General features: G+C 59.8%; 23 protein-coding genes and 1 pseudogene. 13 read left to right on the top strand and 11 right to left on the bottom strand.

Annotation, left to right across the window (positions count from 1 at the left end; genetic code table 11):
* Positions 1-35 precede the first annotated feature (35 nt).
* Together CFter6_RS17575 and CFter6_RS17570 are read right to left on the bottom strand one after the other, a co-directional pair.
* Positions 36-722: a Bax inhibitor-1/YccA family protein gene (locus CFter6_RS17575; RefSeq protein WP_061541017.1), complete on the bottom strand. Its 687-nt coding sequence runs from the start codon at positions 720-722 to the stop codon at positions 36-38.
* Between the two features lie 17 nt (positions 723-739).
* A complete protein-coding gene (locus CFter6_RS17570; RefSeq protein WP_061541016.1) occupies positions 740-1,102 on the bottom strand; it encodes an HPF/RaiA family ribosome-associated protein in 363 nt (120 codons plus the stop codon).
* 98 nt (positions 1,103-1,200) lie between these two features.
* Between CFter6_RS17570 and nhaR the strand changes: the two genes are divergently transcribed.
* On the top strand, positions 1,201-2,121 hold the full coding sequence (nhaR, locus tag CFter6_RS17565) for a transcriptional activator NhaR (RefSeq protein ID WP_014007051.1): 921 nt from the start codon (positions 1,201-1,203) through the stop codon (positions 2,119-2,121).
* A gap of 1 nt (position 2,122) precedes the next feature.
* On the opposite strand, the gene CFter6_RS17560 is transcribed toward nhaR, so the two are convergent.
* On the bottom strand, positions 2,123-3,136 hold the full coding sequence (locus tag CFter6_RS17560; RefSeq protein WP_061541015.1) for an AraC family transcriptional regulator: 1,014 nt from the start codon (positions 3,134-3,136) through the stop codon (positions 2,123-2,125).
* A gap of 160 nt (positions 3,137-3,296) precedes the next feature.
* Here CFter6_RS17560 and CFter6_RS17555 point away from each other — a divergent pair, with 160 nt between their 5' ends.
* Both CFter6_RS17555 and CFter6_RS17550 read left to right on the top strand, forming a co-directional pair.
* Positions 3,297-4,964, top strand: coding sequence for an AMP-binding protein (locus CFter6_RS17555; RefSeq protein ID WP_236904356.1), 1,668 nt, complete (start codon positions 3,297-3,299; stop codon positions 4,962-4,964).
* 14 nt (positions 4,965-4,978) lie between these two features.
* On the top strand, positions 4,979-5,746 hold the full coding sequence (locus tag CFter6_RS17550; RefSeq protein WP_061541014.1) for an SDR family NAD(P)-dependent oxidoreductase: 768 nt from the start codon (positions 4,979-4,981) through the stop codon (positions 5,744-5,746).
* A 57-nt stretch (positions 5,747-5,803) separates the two neighbouring features.
* Here the strand turns inward: CFter6_RS17550 and CFter6_RS17545 are convergent, their stop codons facing one another.
* Positions 5,804-6,268, bottom strand: a complete 465-nt coding sequence (locus CFter6_RS17545; protein ID WP_014007047.1) for a thioredoxin family protein — start codon at positions 6,266-6,268, stop codon at positions 5,804-5,806.
* Between the two features lie 354 nt (positions 6,269-6,622).
* Between CFter6_RS17545 and CFter6_RS17540 the strand changes: the two genes are divergently transcribed.
* Both CFter6_RS17540 and lolD read left to right on the top strand, forming a co-directional pair.
* A complete protein-coding gene (locus CFter6_RS17540) occupies positions 6,623-7,888 on the top strand; it encodes a lipoprotein-releasing ABC transporter permease subunit (RefSeq protein ID WP_061541013.1) in 1,266 nt (421 codons plus the stop codon).
* Entirely contained in the window at positions 7,881-8,579 is a 699-nt protein-coding gene (gene lolD / locus CFter6_RS17535) for a lipoprotein-releasing ABC transporter ATP-binding protein LolD (RefSeq protein ID WP_061541012.1), read from the top strand. The genes CFter6_RS17540 and lolD overlap by 8 nt, the downstream gene beginning before the upstream one ends.
* Before the next feature lie 47 nt (positions 8,580-8,626).
* On the opposite strand, the gene CFter6_RS17530 is transcribed toward lolD, so the two are convergent.
* A complete protein-coding gene (locus tag CFter6_RS17530) occupies positions 8,627-9,520 on the bottom strand; it encodes a YihY/virulence factor BrkB family protein (RefSeq protein ID WP_061541011.1) in 894 nt (297 codons plus the stop codon).
* A gap of 20 nt (positions 9,521-9,540) precedes the next feature.
* Entirely contained in the window at positions 9,541-10,038 is a 498-nt protein-coding gene (bamE, locus tag CFter6_RS17525; RefSeq protein ID WP_061541010.1) for an outer membrane protein assembly factor BamE domain-containing protein, read from the bottom strand.
* Between the two features lie 326 nt (positions 10,039-10,364).
* Here bamE and rpsO point away from each other — a divergent pair, with 326 nt between their 5' ends.
* From rpsO to pnp, 3 genes are all read left to right on the top strand, one after another.
* Positions 10,365-10,634, top strand: coding sequence for a 30S ribosomal protein S15 (gene rpsO, locus CFter6_RS17520; protein WP_014007042.1), 270 nt, complete (start codon positions 10,365-10,367; stop codon positions 10,632-10,634).
* A gap of 91 nt (positions 10,635-10,725) precedes the next feature.
* Positions 10,726-10,884, top strand: a complete 159-nt coding sequence (locus tag CFter6_RS26060) for a hypothetical protein (RefSeq protein ID WP_167351408.1) — start codon at positions 10,726-10,728, stop codon at positions 10,882-10,884.
* 115 nt (positions 10,885-10,999) lie between these two features.
* Positions 11,000-13,129, top strand: coding sequence for a polyribonucleotide nucleotidyltransferase (gene pnp, locus CFter6_RS17515; protein ID WP_061541009.1), 2,130 nt, complete (start codon positions 11,000-11,002; stop codon positions 13,127-13,129).
* Positions 13,130-13,256: 127 nt separating this feature from the next.
* On the opposite strand, the gene CFter6_RS17510 is transcribed toward pnp, so the two are convergent.
* Both CFter6_RS17510 and fdxA read right to left on the bottom strand, forming a co-directional pair.
* Entirely contained in the window at positions 13,257-14,342 is a 1,086-nt protein-coding gene (locus CFter6_RS17510) for an NAD(P)/FAD-dependent oxidoreductase (RefSeq protein WP_061541008.1), read from the bottom strand.
* Positions 14,343-14,498: 156 nt separating this feature from the next.
* Positions 14,499-14,822 (bottom strand): ferredoxin FdxA, encoded by a 324-nt coding sequence (fdxA, locus tag CFter6_RS17505; RefSeq protein WP_041742182.1) that lies wholly within the window; start codon positions 14,820-14,822, stop codon positions 14,499-14,501.
* A gap of 310 nt (positions 14,823-15,132) precedes the next feature.
* Between fdxA and CFter6_RS17500 the strand changes: the two genes are divergently transcribed.
* From CFter6_RS17500 to CFter6_RS17480, 5 genes and pseudogenes are all read left to right on the top strand, one after another.
* Positions 15,133-16,062: a cation diffusion facilitator family transporter gene (locus CFter6_RS17500; protein WP_061541007.1), complete on the top strand. Its 930-nt coding sequence runs from the start codon at positions 15,133-15,135 to the stop codon at positions 16,060-16,062.
* A 255-nt stretch (positions 16,063-16,317) separates the two neighbouring features.
* The gene (locus tag CFter6_RS17495; protein WP_061541006.1) at positions 16,318-16,674 is read left to right on the top strand and encodes a hypothetical protein; all 357 of its coding nucleotides are present in this window, start codon (positions 16,318-16,320) and stop codon (positions 16,672-16,674) included.
* A gap of 79 nt (positions 16,675-16,753) precedes the next feature.
* Entirely contained in the window at positions 16,754-17,947 is a 1,194-nt protein-coding gene (pncB, locus tag CFter6_RS17490) for a nicotinate phosphoribosyltransferase (protein ID WP_061541005.1), read from the top strand.
* A gap of 78 nt (positions 17,948-18,025) precedes the next feature.
* Positions 18,026-19,434, top strand: a pseudogene (locus CFter6_RS17485) (sodium:proton antiporter).
* Between the two features lie 23 nt (positions 19,435-19,457).
* Complete coding sequence (locus CFter6_RS17480; RefSeq protein ID WP_061541004.1) at positions 19,458-20,477, top strand: 2-hydroxyacid dehydrogenase; 1,020 nt, start codon at positions 19,458-19,460, stop codon at positions 20,475-20,477.
* Between the two features lie 17 nt (positions 20,478-20,494).
* On the opposite strand, the gene CFter6_RS17475 is transcribed toward CFter6_RS17480, so the two are convergent.
* Genes CFter6_RS17475 through CFter6_RS17465 form a run of 3 tightly spaced genes read right to left on the bottom strand, consistent with a single transcriptional unit; the run spans position 20,495 to position 21,393 of the window.
* On the bottom strand, positions 20,495-20,749 hold the full coding sequence (locus CFter6_RS17475) for an acyl-CoA-binding protein (RefSeq protein ID WP_061541003.1): 255 nt from the start codon (positions 20,747-20,749) through the stop codon (positions 20,495-20,497).
* 49 nt (positions 20,750-20,798) lie between these two features.
* On the bottom strand, positions 20,799-21,020 hold the full coding sequence (locus CFter6_RS17470) for a hypothetical protein (RefSeq protein WP_061541002.1): 222 nt from the start codon (positions 21,018-21,020) through the stop codon (positions 20,799-20,801).
* 16 nt (positions 21,021-21,036) lie between these two features.
* Complete coding sequence (locus CFter6_RS17465; protein ID WP_061541001.1) at positions 21,037-21,393, bottom strand: FKBP-type peptidyl-prolyl cis-trans isomerase; 357 nt, start codon at positions 21,391-21,393, stop codon at positions 21,037-21,039.
* Positions 21,394-21,445: the final 52 nt, after the last annotated feature.

The raw sequence follows: 21,445 nt of genomic DNA, 5'->3' as shown, positions 1-21,445 counted from the left end.
TAACGCGGGCAGGCCGTGCAGGCCCTGCCGCAGGTTTACTCTTTGTTGACGAATCCCAGCAGCTGCAACAGGCTGGTGAACAGGTTGAAAATCGAGACGAACAGGCTGACGGTAGCCATCACGTAATTGGTCTCGCCGCCGCGCACGATATTGTTGGTTTCAAACAGGATCATGCCCGACATCAGCAGCACGAACACCGCGGATACGGTCAGCGACAAGGCCGAGATGCTGAAGAAGATCGCCGCCAGTCCGGCCACGAAAGCCACCAGCACGCCAACCGTCAGCATGCCGCCCATGAATGACAGGTCACGCTTGGTGACCAGCGCATAAGCGGACATGCCGAGGAAAATGACGGCAGTGCCGGCCAGCGCCATCATCACCGTCAAGCCGCCGTTGGGCAGGCTCAAGTAATGGCTGACGATCGGTCCCAGGGTGTAGCCCATGAAGCCGGTCAGGGCGAATACCAGTCCCACGCCGAGCCCCTGGTCGCGATACTTGGTCACCAGGAACAGCAAGCCGAAATAGCCGATCAGGGTAATGATGATGCCGGGCGCGGGCAGGCTGAACGCTATCGAGGCGCCGGCGACGATGGCGCTGAAGCCCAGGCACAGCGACAGCAGCAGGTAGGTATTGCGCAGGACCTTGAGCGCAGCGCCGTCCATTACCGTGGTGGCGGCATACCTGGCGCTGCTGTTTCTGAGAGTGTTGTAACGGTTATTCATGATGGTCTTTCGTAAAATTAGATAAGGGCTGTTTCGCTGATCGGCACCGTGTATTTGGTATGCCGGATCGATTTGGCGCGCGACAGCAGGCGGTCGATGGCTTGTGCGGCGCGATGCGCGGCCTGGTCGACCATGGCCGCGACATCGTTTCCTTTTTCGGTGACGACCACGGTCGGCAAGCCCGGCAAGGTCAGCTGGATCTGGCAATGCTTGTCGATGCCGCCCTTGGGGCCGTTCTGGTCGCTGATGCGCACTTTCATGGCCTGGATGCTGTATTGCCTCCGATCGAGCGCCAGGCTCAAGCGATGGATAACGTACTCGCGCAGCCTGCGGCTGAGTTTTACACCTTTGGTAGCGACGATGGCGATAGTCGGTTTCATCAAAGACTCCAGTTCGTTTCAGGAGAAACCATCATATAACCGCGACATAAACTTAAAAAGCGAAGATAATCGAAGAATTACTTCGGAAAAACGGAACAATGAAATCATCGGGACTGAATTTTCGCCACCTGCATTATTTCTGGGTGGTGGCCAAGGAGGGCAGCGTTACGCGCGCTGCCGAACGGCTCGGACTGGCGGTGCAAACCGTCAGCGCCCAGCTGTCGCTGCTGGAGCAGGCGGTAGGCAAGTCGCTGCTGGCGCCGCAAGGGCGGCGGCTGGTATTGACCGAAGCGGGGCGCCTGGCGCTGGGTTATGCCGACCAGATTTTCCTGCTGGGCGAGCAGATGCAGGAGGCGCTTGCCGCTGCGGACGATGAGCCCACCTTGCGGCTGGCGGTCGGCATTTCGGATTCGCTGCCGAAGCTGATTTCGTCGCGCCTGCTGGAAGCGGCATTGCGCTTGCCGCAGCGGGTGAAACTGGTGTGTTTCGAGGACAAGTTCGAGTCGCTGCTGGGCGACCTCACCATGCACAAGTTGGATGTGGTCCTGACCGACCGCCCGGCGCCTTCCGGTGCGGCGTTACGCGTGTTCAGCCATTTGCTGGGAGAGAGCGACATCGCGCTGTTCGGCAGCAAGGAGCTGGCCAAGCGTTATCGCGCAAAATTCCCGGCCAGCCTGAGCGGTGCGCCTCTGCTGCTGCCGACCCGCAACAACGTGATCCGCGGCCGCATCGACCATTGGTTCGAAGCGCATGAGCTGCGGCCGGATGTGGTCGGCGAGTTCGATGACAATGCGTTGCTGAACACCTTCGGCCGCAACGGTCTGGGCCTGTTCCCGGCGCCGTCGGCGCTCGCCGCGGATGTCGAGGAACAGTTCGGTGCGGTGCTGATCGGCGAGCTGGACCAGGTGCATGAGCAGTTTTATGCAGTGTCGAACGAGCGCAAAATCAAACATCCGGCGGTGGAGGCGATTCTGTCGGCGATACATGGAAGGGTATTCACTCCGGTCAAGCGCAAATAAGCTAGGCCCCTGACAAAATCCGCCGATGTTCGCCCGGACTGCTTCCCGTCCATTTCTTGAACGCCCGGTGGAAGGCGCTGGAATCGGCGAAACCAAGGCTGATGGCAATGTCTTCTATGCTCTTGACTGAGCCGCTCAGGTAATTGATCGCCAGGTCGCGCCGCAAATTGTCCTTGATCGCCTGGTACGACTGGCCCTCCTGGCTGAGCTTGCGGCGCAGGGTCGAGGCCGGTGTGTTGAGCTGTTTCGACAAGCTGTCGAAATCTGACCATTCGGTCAGCGGCAACTGGCGCAAGCGGCGGCGGATGGTCGCCGCCAGGCTGTCGTGGCTGCTGTATTTCACCAGCAGGTTGCCGGGCGCTTCGCGCAGGAACGGTTGCAGGGTGCGCTGGTTCTGCACTATCGGCAAAGCCAGGCAAGTCGCGTCGAAAGTGATGCTGGTCTGTGGCTGGCTGAAGCGGGCCTGGTCGCAAAAGCGGATCTTGTAGTCCAGGCTGGCTAGCGGTTCCGCGCAGCGGAAATCCGCCGACAGCAACTGGATGCGGCGTCCGATCAGCCAGCTGCCGATGCCGTGCACGATCATCAGGAAGGCGCCGTAGGCAAACATGCGGCGCGGATCGCCGCTGTCGCTGATGGCGATGCGCGCCAGGCCGTCTTGTTCGGAGAGCGTCGCCGACATGTCGTCCAGCACCAGCCGCAGGAAATCCAGCATGCGTTCCAGGGCTTTGCCGAGATTGGCGCTGTGCAGGGCGCCGCGGCACAGCATGTTGAAGCTGCCGACCCGCATGGGATGGCTGTCCATGCCGAAGAATTCATCGTCCATGGCATGCGCGATCAAATACCACAGCCGGCCGTAGTTGGCGGCGGCGACCCGGGCATGCGGTTCTTTCAGCCAGCGCGGTGCGATGCCGGCCTGCAGCAGCAGCGATTCGGTATCCATGCCGCGCTCGCGCATGCTGTGCAGCGCTTCATCGACGAAGCTGATGGCGATCGTTCCCTTTTCCCAGTCTTCCATAAGTCCATTTGCCTCGGTATTGCAATTTCGATCAAGCCTGCTGATCGCTTTTGACATGGCTGCCAGTCACTAAGTATTCTAGACTTGACTGCAGCAATTTTATTTCTGACAACAACAAGAGCTGATTAAGCCTGCCATTTTAGGTTAGAGGAGAACACCCATGCCATCTGCTTTTCCAGGCGAGGCTGCAACTGCGCACGCCAGCATTCCTGAATATGACCGGTTTTATGCGGACTTCAATGTCGACAGCATCGCCGCCGAGCTGTTCGGCAGCCTGCAAACCGGCATCAACGCCTGTGTCGAATGCTGCGACCGCCATGCCACGCCCGGCCGCATTGCATTGCTTTGGGAAGGCAAGGATGGCCGCAGCGCCAGCTACACCTTCGCCCAGCTCAAGGAATTGTCGGGGCGCTTCGCCAATTTCCTGAAGCAGCAGGGCGTCCAGCCCGGCGACCGCGTCGCCGGCTTGCTGCCGCGCACCCCGGAACTGCTGGTTGCCATCCTCGGCACCTGGCGCGCCGGCGCGGTGTACCAGCCCTTGTTCACCGCCTTCGGTTCGAAATCGATTGAATACCGGGTAGCCGCCAGCGAGGCGAAACTGATCGTTACCGACGCCGATAACCGCCACAAGCTGGAGGAAGTGCTGGATTGTCCGCCTGTCATGACCGTCGCCGATGCAACACCGGCCGGCGACTTCGGTTTCTGGCCGGAGCTGGAACATCAGTCGAGCGAGTTTGCGCCGGTGATGCGCAAGGCTGACGACGCTTTCATCATGTTGTTTACCTCGGGCACGACCGGGCCGGCCAAAGGCGTCGCAGTGCCGCTGCGGGCGATGCTGTCGTTTTATGTCTACACGCGCTACGCAATGGATGTGCGGCCGGAAGACGCTTTCTGGAATATCGCCGATCCCGGCTGGGCCTATGGTTTGTACTATTGCGTGACCGGGCCGATGCTGATGGGTCACGCGATCACCTTCTACGAGGGTTCGTTCACGCTCGAGAGCACCTACCGGATCATTGAGAAATACAAGATCACCAATCTCGCCGGTTCGCCTACCGCGTACCGGCTGCTGATTGCCGGCGGCGCCGAAGCAGCGGCGCCGGTCAAGGGCCAGCTGCGCGCCGTCAGCAGCGCCGGCGAACCGCTGAATCCGGAGGTGATCCGCTGGTTCCGCGAACACCTTGCCTGCCTGATCAACGATCATTACGGCCAGACTGAAACGGGCATGGTGTTGTGCAACCACCATGGCTTGCAGCACGAGGTGCACATGGGTTCGGCCGGCCTTGCCATGCCCGGCTACCGGCTGGCGGTGCTGGACGACGATCAAAACGAGCTCGCGGCGGGGCAGCCAGGCGTGCTGGCGATAGACCGCCGCCATTCGCCGGTGTACTGGTTCCAAGGGTATTGGCAGCAGGATGCTGGCGACAGCGATTATTACATCACCGGCGATACGGTCGAAAAGAACCAGGACGGCAGCATCAGCTTTATCGGACGCGGCGACGATATCATTACTTCCTCCGGTTATCGCATAGGCCCGTTTGATGTCGAAAGTGCGTTGCTGGAGCATGCGGCGGTGATGGAAGCCGCGGTGGTCGGCAAGCCGGATCCCGAGCGCACTGAACTGGTCAAGGCTTTTGTCGTCTTAAGTACAGGCTGCCAAGCCAGTGCGGAACTGGTCGCCGAGCTGCAGCAATACGTCAAGCATCGGCTGGCGGCGCATTCTTATCCGCGCGAAATCGAATTTTTAACTGAACTGCCAAAAACCCCTAGCGGCAAACTGCAGCGCTTCATCTTGCGCAACCAGGAAATCGCCAAGGCTAAAATTTAAAGAAGAGAAAAACCATGCAAATCGAAAATAATGTATTCCTGATCAGCGGCGGCGGTTCCGGCCTGGGTGCTGCGACTGCCGCCATGCTGGTGCAGGGCGGCGCCAGGGTGGTGATCGCCGACATCAACCAGGAAGCCGGCGCCGCACTGGCGACGCAGCTGGGCGCCAACGCCCGTTTTGTGGCGACTGACGTGTGCAGCGAGGCCAGCGCGACGGAAGCCGTCAATACGGCGCTGACGGTGTTCGGCGGCTTGCACGGACTGGTCAGCTGCGCCGGCGTGGCGCCGGCCAAGCGCATCGTCGGCAAGGAGGGGCCGCATGGCCTGGAAGATTTCGCGCGGGTGGTCCAGATCAACCTGATCGGCACCTTCAACATGATGCGCCTGGCTGCCGATGCGATGAGCAAGGGTCAGCCGAATGCCGACGGCGAACGCGGCGTGATCATCAATACCGCCTCGGTGGCGGCGTTCGACGGCCAGATCGGCCAGGCCGCCTACGCCTCGTCCAAGGGCGGAGTAGTGGCCTTGACCTTGCCGGCGGCGCGCGAACTGTCGCGCCACGGCATCCGTGTGATGACGATTGCGCCAGGCATCATGGAAACGCCGATGCTGCTCGGCATGCCGGCAGAAGTGCAGGACGCGCTCGGGAAAATGGTGCCGTTCCCGCCGCGGCTGGGCAAACCTGCCGAATTCTCGGCATTGGTGAAGACCATCGTCGAGACGGTCTACCTGAACGGCGAAGTGATCCGCCTCGATGGCGGGATCCGGCTGGCGCCGAAGTAACAGCTCGATCTAACAGGCAGCCGGGACTGCAGGAAACCGGGGCAGTTGGGCGTGAGCTTAGCTGCCTTGCCGTTTTACGATCTCTTTGTTGAAGAAGTCATAGATGCCGTTCTCGCCCATGCGGCGGGCATCGGCCAGCTCGCCGGCCTTGGTCGAATACAGGATCTTGTTGTCGGGGCTGAGCAGCACCGCGGCCGGGATGCCCTTCTTGATCGGGTTGCCGTAAGACTGGGCGACATCGAGATTCTTGTCGAAATTGCCGACATCGACTTTCACCAGGATGAATTTGCCATCGATCAGCGATGCGCTTTTGCCATGGATCGCCTTGTCCAGTTCGCGGCAATCGGTGCACCAGTTGGCGCCGAACACCAGGATCACCTGCTTGTGGCTGGCCTGGGCCTGGCTCAGCGCCTGGGTCAGGTCGGTCTTGGCGTCGGCCTTTTCATCATAGGGCAGCGGGGCGGCGGCTACCGCTTGCGCCAATAACAGTCCCAGGCAGAGGGCGAAGAATTTTTTCATCATGGAATCCTGTTCAGGTTGGATATTTTACGGATACGGCCGTATGCCGAATAGTATATTTCGTTTTGGCAATTGGTGGCGCTGCCTCGATTTTGACTGAACGATAGGGAGTTGTCAGGATCAGAACACAGGCATAGTGCAGTGCTACGCAAATGAGGAAACCCCATAAGCACTGCTTTTTTGAACCATGCGTCGTTGCAAATCCTCGCGATAGCACCACTATCGCTCCGGTTTGCGCCTAGCCTGGCACAAAAAATCAGCACTTCTGGGATTCCCTCATTTACGTAGTACTGCACTGTAAAGCAACGTGAGTTTGCCAATTTATGGCAAACTGCGGGCTGATTTCGGGAGCCTTGTTTGAGCATCTTAAAAAATTTACCGTTTGAGTGGCTGGTCGGCATTCGCTATACCCGTGCGGGCAAGCGCAGCGGCCGCAACAGCTTTATTTCCTTCATCTCGCTGATTTCGATGGCCGGCATCGCCCTCGGCGTGGCGGCGCTGATCGTGGTGCTGTCCGTTATGAACGGTTTCCAGAAAGACGTGCGCGACCGCATGCTGTCGGTGCTGGCGCATATCGAGGTGTTCGACGCTTCCGGCTCCATGCCGAACTGGGAAGAGGTCGCGCGCCAGGCGTTCAAGAACAAGGAAGTGATAGGTGCGGCGCCCTATGTCGACGCGCAGGCCATGCTGGTGCGCGACGGCGTGTTGCGCGGCGTCGCGGTGCGCGGCGTGCTGCCGGCGGAAGAGCCGAAGGTGTCGGACGTGGCCAGCAAGGTCAAACGCGGCAGCTTCAACGACCTCAAGCCGGGCGAATTCAATATCGTGCTGGGGATAGAGCTGGCGCATGCCTTGAGCGTCGGCATCGGCGACAAGGTGACGCTGATGGCGGCGCAAGGCCAGGTGACCCCGGCCGGCGTGATTCCGCGCCTGCGCCAGTTCACCGTGGCCGGGATTTTCGAGGCCGGCCATTTCGAATACGATTCGACCCTGGCTTTCATCCACCTGGAAGACGCGGAAAAGATGTTCCGCCAGGACTCGCCATCCGGCGTGCGCCTGAAAGTCACCGACATGCTGCAGGCGCCGCAGATCGTGCAGCAGCTGGCGACCACGTTGCCGCCCAACCTGTACCTGCGCGACTGGACCCAGCAGAACAGCAACTGGTTCGCCGCGGTCAAGACCGAGAAACGCATGATGTTCATCATCCTGACCCTGATCATCGCGGTGGCCGCCTTCAACCTGGTGTCGACCCTGGTGATGACGGTGACCGACAAGCAGGCTGACATTGCGATCCTGCGCACCTTGGGCGCATCGCCGGGCTCGATCATGAAGATCTTCATGATCCAGGGCGCGCTGGTGGGTTTGATCGGCACCGCCATCGGCGTCGGCGCCGGGGTGCTGGTGGCCTTGAATATCGACGTCATCGTGCCGTTCATCGAAAACCTGCTGCATGTGCAGTTCCTGCCCAAGAGCGTGTACGTGATTACCGAATTGCCGTCAGACCTGCGCTGGCCAGATGTCTGGACCATAGGCGGGGTCGCCGTGGTGCTGGCTTTCCTGGCCACCCTGTATCCGAGCTGGTGGGCTGCCCGGGTGAAACCTGCTGAGGCATTGCGTTATGAATAATACAAATAATCCGGTTGTCCTTTCCTGCCGCAACCTGGGCAAGACCTTCACCCAGGGCAGTTATTCGGTCAAGGTCTTGAACGGCATCGATATCGATGTGACCAAGGGCGAGCAGGTCGCCATCGTCGGCGCTTCCGGCTCCGGCAAGTCGACCCTGCTGCACCTGCTGGGCGGCCTCGATACGCCGACTGCCGGCAATGTCAGCCTGCTGGGCAAGGACTTTACGACGCTGGGCGAAAAGACGCGCGGTGACCTGCGCAACAACGCGCTCGGTTTCGTCTACCAGTTCCATCACCTGCTGCCGGAGTTCTCCGCGCTGGATAACGTCGCGATGCCGTTGATGATCCGCCGCCTCAAGCGCAGCGATGCGCAGCAGCAGGCGCGCGAGATCCTGGCGCGGGTCGGCCTGGCCGAGCGGGTGATCCATGTGCCGGGCGAACTGTCCGGCGGTGAACGCCAGCGGGTGGCGCTGGCGCGGGCGCTGGTGACGCGGCCGGCTTGCGTGCTGGCTGACGAACCTACCGGCAACCTCGACCGCGCTACTGCGCAAATGACTTTCGACCTGATGCTGGAACTGTCGCAGACCCTGGGCACGGCGTTCGTGATCGTGACCCACGACATCGAACTGGCGCGCCGCTGCGGCCGCATCCTGCGCTTGTCAGAGCGCGGGCTGGAGCCGTATCAGGACTAGGCAAGAGGTAGGGTGGGCATCTGTGCCCACGCGGTGCTAAAAGGAAATCAGGAAGCCGGCGTCGCCAGATTGCCGGCTTCCTTGTTTTGCAGGCTGCCGAAAAACAGCGCGTACTGGCGCGTGAACTGGGCGCCGAAAAAGAAGATCTGCGCCGAATAATAAATCCACAGCAGCAGCGCGATCACCGAGCCGGCCGCGCCATAGCTGGAGGCGACGCCGCTGTTGCCGAGGTAGATGCCGATCAGGTATTTGCCCAGCACGAACAGGGCGGCGGTGCCGATCGAACCTATCCAGACATCGCGCCATGGCAATTTGACCTGCGGCAGCATCTTGTAGATCGAGGCGAACAGGCTGGCGATCACGGCGAACGAAAACAGCTGCGACAGTGGCGAGACAATCACCGTCACGCTGAGCCACATGCCGCCCAGGTATCTGGCCAGCAGCGCCAGCGCCGCGCTCACCACCAGCGAGGTGAGCAGCAGGAAGGCCAGCACCAGTATCAGCCCGAACGACAGCAGCCGGGTGCGGATCAGGGCCGTGAAGCCGGAGTGGCGGGTGATCGGCACGTACCAGATCTCGTCCAGGCTATCCTTCAGCTCCGAGAATACGGTAGTGGCGCCGACCAGCAGCACCGCCACCGCGATCATCGCCGCGATCGGCCCCGAGCGGTTGCTGTGGGCCGCTGCCAGCAGCAGCTGGATGGCGTCGGCCCCGGTGGAGCCGATCAAGCCCGACAGCTGGCCGAAAATCTCGCCGCGCGCAGCCTGTTCGCCAAATACCGCACCGGCAATCGCGATCACCAGGATCAGCATCGGCGCCATCGAGAACAGGGTGTAGAAGGCCAGGGCCGCGCCCTTGCTGCCGCAGCGCTGCTTGAACCATTCCTGCAGGGTGCCGGCCAGCATGGCCTGGATCCGTTGCCGCTCGGGGAATTTGATCATGCAGTCGCTCTCTTTAAAATTTACCGGCCGAAGCGGGAGTGTTCATAACGCGGATCGGGGCCGTTTTCCAGCTTGCGGACAATACCGCTGTCGTCGAAATACACGGTCATCTCCGAATTCCAGACGCCGGCTTCCTTGTAGGCGTAGTTCCAGCCGTTCAGCTTGACCCGGTCGTAATAAACGGTTTCGAACGGCTTGCCGATGGTACGCAGCACATCGGCCTGGTTGAACTGGCCGACCTTGATGGTGGCGAATTTCTCCAGGGTCAATACTTGCTCATAAGAAACTAATCTGTGGTCGGAGCCGATTTTCGCCATATACGTCGCCTGGCCGTAGGGGCCGCGCGCGTATTCCCATAATACATCATTGCCGTCTTGATAAGTCCCGGTAGGTTTCCCCAGGCGCGCCAGCACTTGCGCTTCGGGTTCGCCGGGATTGACCGGCGGCGCCAGCAGCGAGGCGCAACCGCCGAGGCTCAGCAGCAAACCGGCCAGGAGAAGGGGAAAGGGTTGCTTCATGGCGATACTCCAAGATAAATTGTTATTGGTGCGACGCTGAGGGGCTGTCAGGGTGTAAATTGAACATTTGTGCTGGCTGTAGCTGGCGCGCTGCTACGTTAGCCGCCACTTGCAGTGCTCGCACTGCGGCGTGTCGTCTGCCTTGCTTCGCATCCAGCTACAACCGCCCAAATATCCAATTTACACCCCGACAACCCCTAAGTATTTGAATCCGCAGGATTTTTGCTATATACTGCGCGTCTGGTCAAGTTTGACCGGATTTTCTAATTGTTTGTTCACGGTGCATAGGGTTACGTACTCTGTACACCGCTTGTGAAAGGTAAAGCATGACTATCGAAAAAACAGCCAAGGCCGCTATTATCACTGATAATGCGCGCGGTCAAAACGACACCGGCTCCCCGGAAGTGCAAGTTGCGCTGCTGACAGCCCGTATCAACGACCTGAACGGTCACTTCAAAGCCCACGCCAAGGATCACCATTCCCGCCGCGGCCTGATCATGATGGTTAACCGTCGTAAAAGCCTGCTGTCCTACCTCAAGGGTAAGGATCTGAACCGTTACCGCTCGCTGATCGAAAAACTCGGCTTGCGTAAGTAATCGTCAGTGCGCGACTCGTCGTCGGCCGACGTTATTTTCTGCGACATCCTGTTTCGATATTTCGCGACGATGTCCTTGGTCCGTCGATAAGTTGAAAAAAATGCCTGTATCAGTTTCTGATGCGGGCATTTTTGCTTTTGGCAGCAGCTTTTTTGCGGCTTATCTGCACAAGTTTCAAGAAGTTGGTTCTAAGCATGGAGACGGCAATTCATTGGCAGCAGCCAGCGATGAATCGTCAGTGGTGAGGTGAACGACAGCGCCTGAAAATCTGTCGGCATATAAATAATTGCGGGAAAGAGTTTAAGAGTCGCAAGCGTTAGCCTGAGGCGAATTACTCTGTCCCCAACTAATGAGAAGGATATATTGTGTTTAATAAAGTTACTAAGACATTCCAGTATGGTCAGCATCAGGTCACGCTGGAAACCGGCGAGATCGCTCGCCAAGCCTCCGGCGCAGTGATGGTATCGATTGAAGATACCGTTGTGCTGGCTACCGTGGTGGCACGCAAAGATGCTAAGCCAGGTCAGGATTTTTTCCCATTGACCGTTGATTACGTTGAAAAGACATACGCAGCCGGCCGCATCCCAGGCGGTTTCTTCAAGCGCGAAGGCCGTCCTTCCGAAAAAGAAACCCTGACATCGCGCCTGATCGATCGTCCGATCCGCCCGCTGTTCCCGGAAGGTTACCTGAATGAAGTGCAAGTCATCATTCACGTGCTGTCGGTCAATCCTGAAATCGATCCAGACATCGCCGCAATGATCGGCGCTTCGGCTGCCTTGTCGGTTGCCGGCATTCCTTTCGCCGGTCCGGTCGGCGCTGCGCGCGTCGGTTATATCGACGGCCAGTACGTGTTGAACCCGACCACATCCCAGCTGACCAAGTCGGCCATGGACCTGGTGGTTGCCGGTACCGAAAGCGCCGTGCTGATGGTGGAATCGGAAGCCAAGCAATTGTCGGAAGAAATCATGCTGGGCGCGGTCGTCTTCGGCCACGAGCAATCGAAGGCAGTCATCAACGCTATCCATGAACTGGTGCGCGATGGCGGCAAGCCTGAAGTCGAATGGAGCCCGGCGCCAAAGAACGACGCCCTGATCGCGCGCGTTGCGCATTTCGGCGAAGCCAAGCTGCGCGAAGCCTACCAGACCAAAGACAAGCAAGCCCGTACTGCCAAGCTGAAAGACGCAACCGCAGAAGTCAACGCGGCGCTGGCTGCCGAAGCTGCATCGATCGGCGGCACCGCACCTGATTCTTCGGAAGTCAGCGGCATCCTGTTTGACCTGGAAGCCAAGATCGTCCGTTCGCAGATCCTCGAAGGCGAACCACGCATCGACGGCCGCGATACACGTACCGTGCGTCCGATCTCGATCCGTACCGGCGTCCTGCCGCGTACCCATGGTTCGGCACTGTTCACCCGCGGCGAAACCCAAGCGCTGGTAGTCGCCACGCTGGGCACTGCACGCGACGAACAGAAGATCGACGCGCTGATGGGCGAGTATTCGGACCGCTTCATGCTGCATTACAACATGCCACCGTTCGCTACCGGCGAAACCGGCCGCGTCGGTACGCCAAAGCGCCGCGAAATCGGTCACGGCCGTCTGGCCAAGCGCGCTCTGCAAGCAGCACTGCCGGCGCCGGAAGATTTCAGCTACTCGGTGCGCCTGGTATCGGAAATCACCGAATCGAACGGTTCGTCGTCGATGGCTTCGGTCTGCGGTGGCTGCCTGGCCCTGATGGACGCCGGCGTGCCGATGCAAGCGCACGTGGCCGGTATCGCCATGGGCCTGATCAAGGATGGCAGCAAGTTCGCCGTCCTGACCGACATCCTGGGTGACGAAGATCACCTCGGCGACATGGACTTCAAGGTAGCCGGTACAGCCAACGGCATCACTGCGTTGCAGATGGATATCAAGATCCAGGGCATCACCAAGGAAATCATGCAGGTCGCGTTGGCGCAAGCCAAAGAAGGCCGCATCCATATCCTCGGCAAGATGCAGGAAGCGGTTCCGCACGGTAAAACCGAGCTGTCCGATTTCGCACCACGCCTGATCACCGTCAAGATCAATCCGGAAAAAATCCGCGACGTGATCGGCAAGGGCGGCGCTGTGATTCGCGCCCTGACGGAAGAAACCGGCACCCAGATCGATATCAGCGACGAAGGCGTCGTCACTATCGCTTCGGTGGATGCTGCTGCCGGCCAGGAAGCCAAGCGCCGCATCGAAGAACTGACGGCTTCGGTTGAAGTCGGCAAGGTCTACGAAGGCACAGTCTTGAAGCTGCTGGACTTCGGCGCGATCGTGCAGGTATTGCCGGGCAAAGATGGTCTGCTGCACATCAGCCAGATCGCCAATGAGCGCGTCAATGCCGTCGCCGACTACCTGAAAGAAGGCCAGCAAGTGCGTGTCAAGGTTCTGGAAACCGACGACCGCGGCCGTCTGAAACTGTCGATGAAGGCAGCCCAGGAGGGCGGCGAAGCTGCTCCGGCGGCAGCGCAGTAATTACACGGCTAGCTGTGTGAAAAACGCCCGGGATGCATCAGCATCCCGGGCGTTTTTATTTTCAGGCGATAAAAAAGCCGTTCGGGAAACTTTCCTCGAGCGGCTTTTTTGTACTGGCGCCAGGCGATTAGTCGAACACTGGCGATTCCACGCCCAGGATCTTGTGCAGCTTCGGCGATGTGGTGGTGTACTGCATGTGGATCTTCTTGTCCGGGAAGATGTAAGGCGCAGCGCCGAATGCGGCCAGCGCGGCTTCATGGAAGCCTGACAGGATCAGTTTCTTCTTGCCCGGATAGGTGTTGATGTCGCCCACCGCAAAGATGCCCGGCACGTTGGTTTCGAACTTCTCGGTATCGACCACTTTCAGCTGCTTGCGCTCGATGTCCAGGCCCCACTCGGCGATAGGGCCGAGTTTCGGCGACAGGCCGAAGAACACCAGCAGGGTGTCCAGCGGCAGGCGGCGGGTGACGCCGTCCGGGCCGGTGACCTTGATCTCGCTCAGCTTGCCGTCCTTGGTTTCATGGCCGGTGACCTGGCCGACCAGGAACTGCATTTCGTAGGCTTCGCACAAGGCTTTCATCTTGGCGACCGAAGCCGGCGCCGCGCGGAATTCTTCGCGACGGTGCAGCAAGACTACCGATTCGGCCTTGCCGACCAGGTCCAGCGCCCAGTCCAGCGCCGAATCGCCGCCGCCGCAGATCACCAGGTTCTTGCCGTGGAACTGGACAGGATCCTTGACGCGGTAGAACAGCTGCGTATTGTCGAACTGGTCGATGCCGTCGACCTTGATGGTGCGCGGCTGGAACGAGCCGACGCCGGCGGCGATGAAGATGGTCTTGGTGATGAAGCGGGTGCCGGCCGAGGTTTCCAGGTCGAAGCGGTTGTCTTCGCGGCGCGCTACCAGCGTCACTTCCTGGTTCAGGTGGAAGGTCGGTTCGAACGGTTCGATCTGCTTGAGCAGGTTGTCGGTCAGTTCCTGGCCGGTGCAGACCGGGACGGCAGGGATGTCGTAGATCGGCTTGTCCGGGTACAGCTCCACGCACTGGCCGCCGACGACCGGCAGCGAGTCGATGACATGGGCCTTGATTTCCAGCAGGCCGAGTTCAAAGACCTGGAACAGGCCTACCGGGCCGGCGCCGACGATGACGGCATCGGTTTCGATCACGCTGTTGGCGGAAGTGGGTGCTGGTGCAAGTTTGACGGTGGTATCCATACGACGATCTGATTCCTGTTTCAGTTGGGTCCCCCAAAAGCCATGCCAGCGGTGGCGACGGCGATTGGATTTAAATTTCGCGAATTCCTGTATGGCTGGGGGCAATGGCCTGGCTTGAATTGGTGGCTGGCTGCAGCGGCCGCCCGCCAAAGCAGCTTAACGTTGCAAGAAATCCAATTTTTCCTTGACGTCTTTCCATTCCTCGGCTTCCGCCAAAGGAGCGATGGTCTTGGTGATCGACGGCCAGTGGCGCGACAGGTCTTCATTCAGTTTGATGAAATGCAGCTGGTCGGCCGGCACGTCTTCTTCGGCATAGATGGCGTTGACCGGGCACTCGGCGACGCAGACCGCGCAATCGATGCACTCGTCGGGGTCGATAGACAGGAAATTCGGGCCTTGGCGGAAGCAATCAACCGGGCATACATCCACGCAGTCGGTATAGCGGCAGCGAATGCAGGATTCGGTCACAACGTGGGTCATAACAACAGTCCTATCTGTAAATAATGTTCTTGAAGCGGATCTTGAGGCGGCGACCGGCGGCTCGGAGCAAAGCTGCCCTTGATATATACCCTGTCGCAAAGCCTTGTATTTTAAGGTAATTCGGGTTTTCCCACAAACAGCTGTTATATAGAATCCATATAAGCAAATGTGAAATTCACATTAACGGAAATTGCCGGTATTTCCTCAGTTTTACCACATCCGCCGCAAGCTTTTCGAGGCCGCGCCAGGATTGCTTGCGTCAGCTTGGCAAAATGGCTATCGTGGACGCCTTTGTTGCTACGGAATAATTATGTCATCTTCCAACGAAAGCTCCACCAAAGCCATTTTTTACGCCTTGGGCGCCAATGGCGGCATCGCGCTGGCGAAGTTTGCCGCTTCGATCTATACGGGTTCGGGGGCCATGCTGGCGGAAGCGATCCATTCGCTGGCCGATTGCACCAACCAGGTGTTTTTGCTGATCGGCCTGAAAGAAGCCAAGAAACCGGCAAACTCGTCCCATCCCATGGGCTATGCGCGGGTGGTGTATTTTTGGGCGATGATGGTGGCGCTGCTGCTGTTTTTTGTCGGCGGCGCGTTTTCGGTCATGGAAGGCATCGAGCACCTGAAGCATCCACAGGCTATCAGTACTCCCTGGGTAGCGCTTGGTGTGCTGGGCGTTTCGGTGGTGCTGGAAGCGTTTTCCCTGCGCGGTGCGATGGTCGAGATCCGCAAGATTTCAGACGGCAAGCCATTCATGCAGTGGTTCCGCGAAACCCGGCAGTCGGAGCTGATGGTGGTGGCGGGCGAGGATATCGCTGCGCTGGCTGGACTGGCGCTGGCGTTTGTTGCGGTGCTGATGACGGTGGTGACCGGGAATCCGCTGTGGGACGCCTGCGGCACGATCGCGGTCGGCCTGCTGCTGATGATCGTCGCGGTGATGGTGATCCGCGAAGTGAAAGCCATGGTCACCGGCGAGTCGGCGGCGCCCGAGGTGCATGCCGCCATCAAGGCGCATATCGAAGCCGACGCCGATGTGGCGGCAGTCAGGAACCTGATTTCCATGCAATGGGGTGAGCAGGTCATGATCGCGGTGCAAGCCGTGATGCGGCCGCAGCCTTCGGATGTGGCGCTGGTCGACGCCATCAACCGCATCGAAGCCGGGATCCAGCAGCGCTGGCCGCAGGTGCACTGGTGTTTCTTCGAGCCGGACCATGCGTCGGCCGCCATTGAGGCCATATAAAAAAATCCATGGCAATGTGACGAGTGGGATAAAATTGTCACGCTGTCATCTCTGGAAAATGCATGTCGCAAGCTTTTACACCAAGTTTTCATCGCTATAGCGTATTGCCATGAACCTATCTTTTCCGCTTGTTCCACTAGCAGCCCTGATGTTTTTGGCCGCCGCCGGGCAGCCAGCGCTGGCTACCGGCATGCCGCCGCCGTCGATCCGGCCGTTCACCTCAATGCCGTCGGTATCCGCAACAGCTTTAACGGTTTGTCGCGCGAAGACCAGCGGGACTTGCTGGCGGTGCCGGAATCGGAATCGCCGCCGCAGGGCGGCAGCCGCGGTCAGGCCATGACCAGGGCGCAGCGTTGCGACAGGCTGGAACAGCAGGCGCAGCGTGAGCCGATAATCGCTCCCGATTTTTATCCGTACGCGGACCTGTCCCGGACCTATCCCGGCCAGCCGAATCGCGAGCCCAACGGGGCAAGGCCCAACTATGCCGAACCTAACGGCAGGGAGCGGGGCAATGCATCATTGCTGGACGTCTTTTTTCCATCATCGGACAAGGGGACGCGCAGCCAGCGCCGCGAGCCGAAAACGCGTTATGCCGATATGTGCGGCAAATGAGATCGCTGTTGTAAGATGTAAGATCGGTACAGGAAATCCGAGGTTTCGCCAGCCACTCACCGCCATGTAATCAAAGACCATGATCATTACTTCGCTGCTCGATACAGATTTGTATAAATTCACGATGATGCAGGTGGTCTTGCATCATTTCCCGGCAGCCGAAGTGGAGTATCGCTACAAATGCCGCAACAAGGGCATCGACCTGCGGCCTTACGTCGACGAAATCCGCGACGAGATCGCCGGGCTGTGCCGCCTGCGTTTCCAGGAACAGGAACTGGCCTACCTCGGCAGCATGCGTTTCTTCAAGAGCGATTTCATCGATTTCCTCAGCCTGTTCCACCTGCAGCAGAAATACATCAGCGTGCAGCCGTCGGCGGCGGACAACGGCGAGATCGACATCACGGTCAAGGGACCGTGGCTGCATACCATCCTGTTTGAAGTGCCGGTGCTGGCGATCGTCAACGAAGTCTATTTCCGCGCCACCCAGGCCGCGCCGGACCATGCCGAAGGGCGCAAGCGCCTGCAAGACAAGATGGCCCTGATCCGCGACAATCCCGCCATGGCCGGCTGCAAGGTGGCCGACTACGGCACGCGTCGGCGCTTTTCCCGCAGCTGGCACGAAGAAGTGGTGCAGACCCTGCAGCGCGATTTTGCGCAGCACCTGGTCGGCACTTCCAACGTTCATTTCGCCATGAAATACGGCATGACGCCGCTGGGCACGATGGCGCACGAATACCTGCAAGCCTGCCAGTCGCTCGGTCCGCGGCTGCGCGATTCGCAGATTTACGGCTTTGAAATGTGGGCCAAGGAATATCGCGGCGACCTCGGGATCGCCTTGTCCGACGTCTACGGCATGGCGGCTTTCCTGCGCGACTTCGACCTGTACTTCTGCAAGCTGTTCGACGGCGCCCGCCACGATTCCGGCGATCCGTTCGAATGGGGCGAGCGCCTGATCAAGCATTACCAGGACAACCGCGTCGATCCCTCGACCAAGACGCTGGTGTTTTCCGACAGCCTCGATTTCGGCAAGGTCAACGAGCTCTACCTGCGTTTCAAGGACCGGACCCGGGTGGCGTTCGGCGTCGGCACCAACCTGACCAACGACCTCGGCTACACGCCCTTGCAGATCGTCATGAAGATGGTGCGCTGTAACGGCCAGCCGGTGGCCAAGCTGTCGGATACGCCGTCCAAGAACATGTGCGACGACCAGGCCTATCTGAATTACCTGCGCCAGGTTTTCGAGATTGCAGAGCCGGTTGCCGCGGCAACTTAGTACCTTCGTTATTTGTTTGATATCAATTTCGGGCTAAAATAGTCCGGTTTCGATCGATCACCTTTATGGAAGACTACATTGCATAAGAAAATACTCGCTGTCCTGATTGCCTTCCTGCCCTTGGCTGCGCAAGCGGCAGAACTGGACGGAGCCCAGCTGTCGGTCTGGTGGGCGTGCCGTTCATGGGCCTGCTGCTGTCGATTGCGCTCGGCCCGTTGCTGGCGCCGGCTTTCTGGCACCATCATTTCGGCAAGATTGCGGTAGCGTGGTCGCTGGCTTTCCTGATTCCCTGTGCGCTCGGGTTTGGCGCAGCGACTGCCGCCGCCGGCGTGGTGCACGCCTTCCTGGCCGAGTATTTTCCTTTCATCATCCTGCTGACCGCCTTGTTCGTGGTGGCCGGCGGCATCTGCCTGCGCGGCAACCTGCACGGCACGCCGGCCCTGAATACCGGCTTGCTGGCGATCGGGACCCTGCTGGCCAGCCTGATGGGCACCACCGGCGCCTCGATGCTGCTGATCCGGCCGCTGATCCGCGCCAACGACAATCGCAAGCATGTCGTGCATATCGTGGTCTTCTTCATTTTCCTGGTGGCCAATGCCGGCGGCGCCTTGACCCCGCTCGGCGATCCGCCCCTGTTCCTGGGCTTCCTGAAGGGCGTGGATTTCTCCTGGACCCTCAAGAACATTTTTGGCGAAACCCTGTTCATGTGGGTTTCCCTGCTGGCGATCTTTTATTTGCTGGACCGCTTTTATTTCCACAAGCGCGAGGAAGAATTTGCGCCGTCGCTCGATCCGACGCCGGACGACGCCAGGCTGCGTTTCGAAGGGAAATTCAATTTCGTCCTGCTGGCCGTCGTGGTGCTGCTGGTGCTGATGAGCGGTTTCTGGAAACCGGGCGTCAGCTACAACATCTATGGCACCACGGTGGAATTGCAGAACCTGCTGCGCGACGGCCTGCTGGTGGTGGTGATCCTGGTTTCGCTCTGGCTCACGCCCAAGATCGCCCGCGAAGGCAACGACTTCAGCTGGGGACCCATCCTCGAAGTGGCCAAGCTGTTTGCCGGGATCTTCGTCACCATCGCACCGGTGATCGCCATGCTGCGCGCCGGCGAGCAGGGCGCTTTCGGCCTGGTGGTCAGCGCTGTCACCGGCGCCGACGGCCAGCCCAATAACATCATGTATTTCTGGGCCACCGGCATCCTGTCGTCGTTCCTTGACAATGCGCCGACCTACCTGGTGTTCTTCAATACGGCGTCCGGCGACGCCGGCGAACTGATGACGCGGCTGGCGGCGACGCTGGCGGCGATTTCCTGCGGCGCCGTGTTCATGGGCGCCAACAGCTACATCGGCAATGCGCCCAACCTGATGGTGAAAGCCATCGCCGAAGAACGCGGCATCCGCATGCCGTCCTTCTTCGGCTACATGGGCTGGGCATGCGTGGTACTGTTGCCATTGTTTGTCGTGATGACTTTTATTTTTTTCCGTTGATTTTTTCCGTTAGTGGCAGAACCATGAAACCAAAGATATTGATGGCGCGCGCGGTGTTTCCGGAAGTGATCGCCGGTTTGCAGCAGCATTTCGAAGTCGAAAGCAACCAGGACGACCGCATCTTCAGCGCGGCCGAGCTGGCGCAAAAGCTGAGCGACAAGGATGGCGTGATCGCTACCGCCAGCGAACGTATCTCTGCCGAATTGCTGCAAGCCTGCCCACGCCTGAAAGCGGTCTGCAACCAGGCAGTCGGTTATAACAATATCGATGTCGCGGCGGCCACCAAGGCCGGCGTGATGGTGACCAATACGCCGGACGTGCTGAATGAAACCACCGCCGATTTCGGCTGGGCCTTGCTGATGGCGACTGCGCGCCGGGTCACGGAGTCTGAACACTGGTTGCGCGCGGGACATTGGAAGCAGTGGCGCTACGACAGCTTCCTGGGAGCGGATGTGCATGGCGCCACGCTCGGCATCATCGGCATGGGACGGATAGGGCAGGCGATTGCGCGGCGTTCGCTGGGTTTCGACATGCAGGTGCTGTACCACAACCGTTCACGCCTCGCGCCTGAGCTTGAGGCGCGCGCCAACAACGCCCGTTATGCCGGCAAGGAAGAACTGCTGGCGGCGGCCGACCATGTGATCCTGGTGCTGCCGTATTCGAAAGAGTCGCATCACACCATCGGCGCTGCCGAGCTGGCCTTGATGAAACCGGGCGCGATCCTGGTCAACCTGGCGCGCGGCGGCATCGTCGACGACCTGGCGCTGATCGCGGCATTGCGCGACAAGAAAATCGCCGCTGCCGGACTTGATGTGTTCGAGAACGAACCGGCGCTGCATCCCGGTTTCCTGGAACTGTCGAATGTGGTGCTGACGCCGCATATCGCCAGCGCCTCCGAGCCTACGCGGCGGGCGATGGCCGACTGTGCCGCGGCAAATTTGCTGGCGGCTTTGCTGCCGACTGCGGAGCGCAAGTGGCCGCCGAACCTGCTTAATCCTGAAGTGCTGGGCCGGGTTACGCTGAGCCGGGTTACCCAGAACTGAGCGGCCCGGATGCCGTTTTAGTCTTTCAGGCTTTCGATCAGGTCGATGTATTTCTGCTTGGCCTCGTCCTGGCTGCTGCCTTTCAGTCCATCCCATGCATCCCATTTGGCGCGGCCGACAAAGTCGGTCATGCCGGGGCGCTCTCCGGTGGCGTCGCCGCTGCTTGCCTGCTTGAACAGCGCGTATATTTGCAGCAGGGTCAGGTTGTCAGGGCGTTCCGGCAAATTCTTGGAATCGGCTTGTGCTTGTTCGAAGTCGGCTTGGAGGGTCATGAGAGTCTCGTATCAATATGGAGGAAAAATCGAGGAGGAGAAAATCGAATCAGTCGGGGGTGACCGCGCCGACTACCGCGGAGCCTGCCTTGACAGTGCCTTCCACTACAGTGGAAGCAACACTGACCGCCGCGCTGCCGACGCTGACGCCGGCGCCGACCACGCTGGTGGTCACGCTGACCACCGTGCAGGCGCCGAGCAGCGGCACGGCAAACAGCAGCGACGCAGCCAGGCGAAGCGGGATCGGGCCTGACAGGCTGAAATGTTTCATCAAGGCGCCGTTGGACTTATACGCCCAGCAGTTCGACTTCGAAAATCAGGGTGGCGTTCGGCGGAATCACGCCGCCGGCGCCGCGCGGGCCATAACCAAGTCCGGACGGAATGATCAGTGTGCGGGTGCCGCCGATTTTCATGCCTTGCACGCCTTCATCCCAGCCCTTGATGACGTGGCCGGCGCCCAGCGGGAATTCGAACGGATCGCCGCGGTCCTTGCTGGAATCGAACTTCTTGCCGGCGCTGCCGTCGGAGTTCTGCAGCCAGCCGGTGTAATGCACGGTCACGTGGTTGCCGGCTTTTGCTTCAGCGCCTTCGCCAACGACGACATCTTCATACTGCAGGCCGGAAACGGTAGTGGTGGTCGACATGGGAGTCCTTTTCAAAATAGTCAATAGTTGCCGGGCGGCGTAACCAGCCGCC

It is taken from the genome of Collimonas fungivorans, from assembly GCF_001584145.1.
Lineage (GTDB): Bacteria > Pseudomonadota > Gammaproteobacteria > Burkholderiales > Burkholderiaceae_D > Collimonas > Collimonas fungivorans.
The sequence above is the reverse complement of the archived record's forward strand: the minus strand, read 5'-3'. Positions and strand labels throughout refer to the sequence as shown.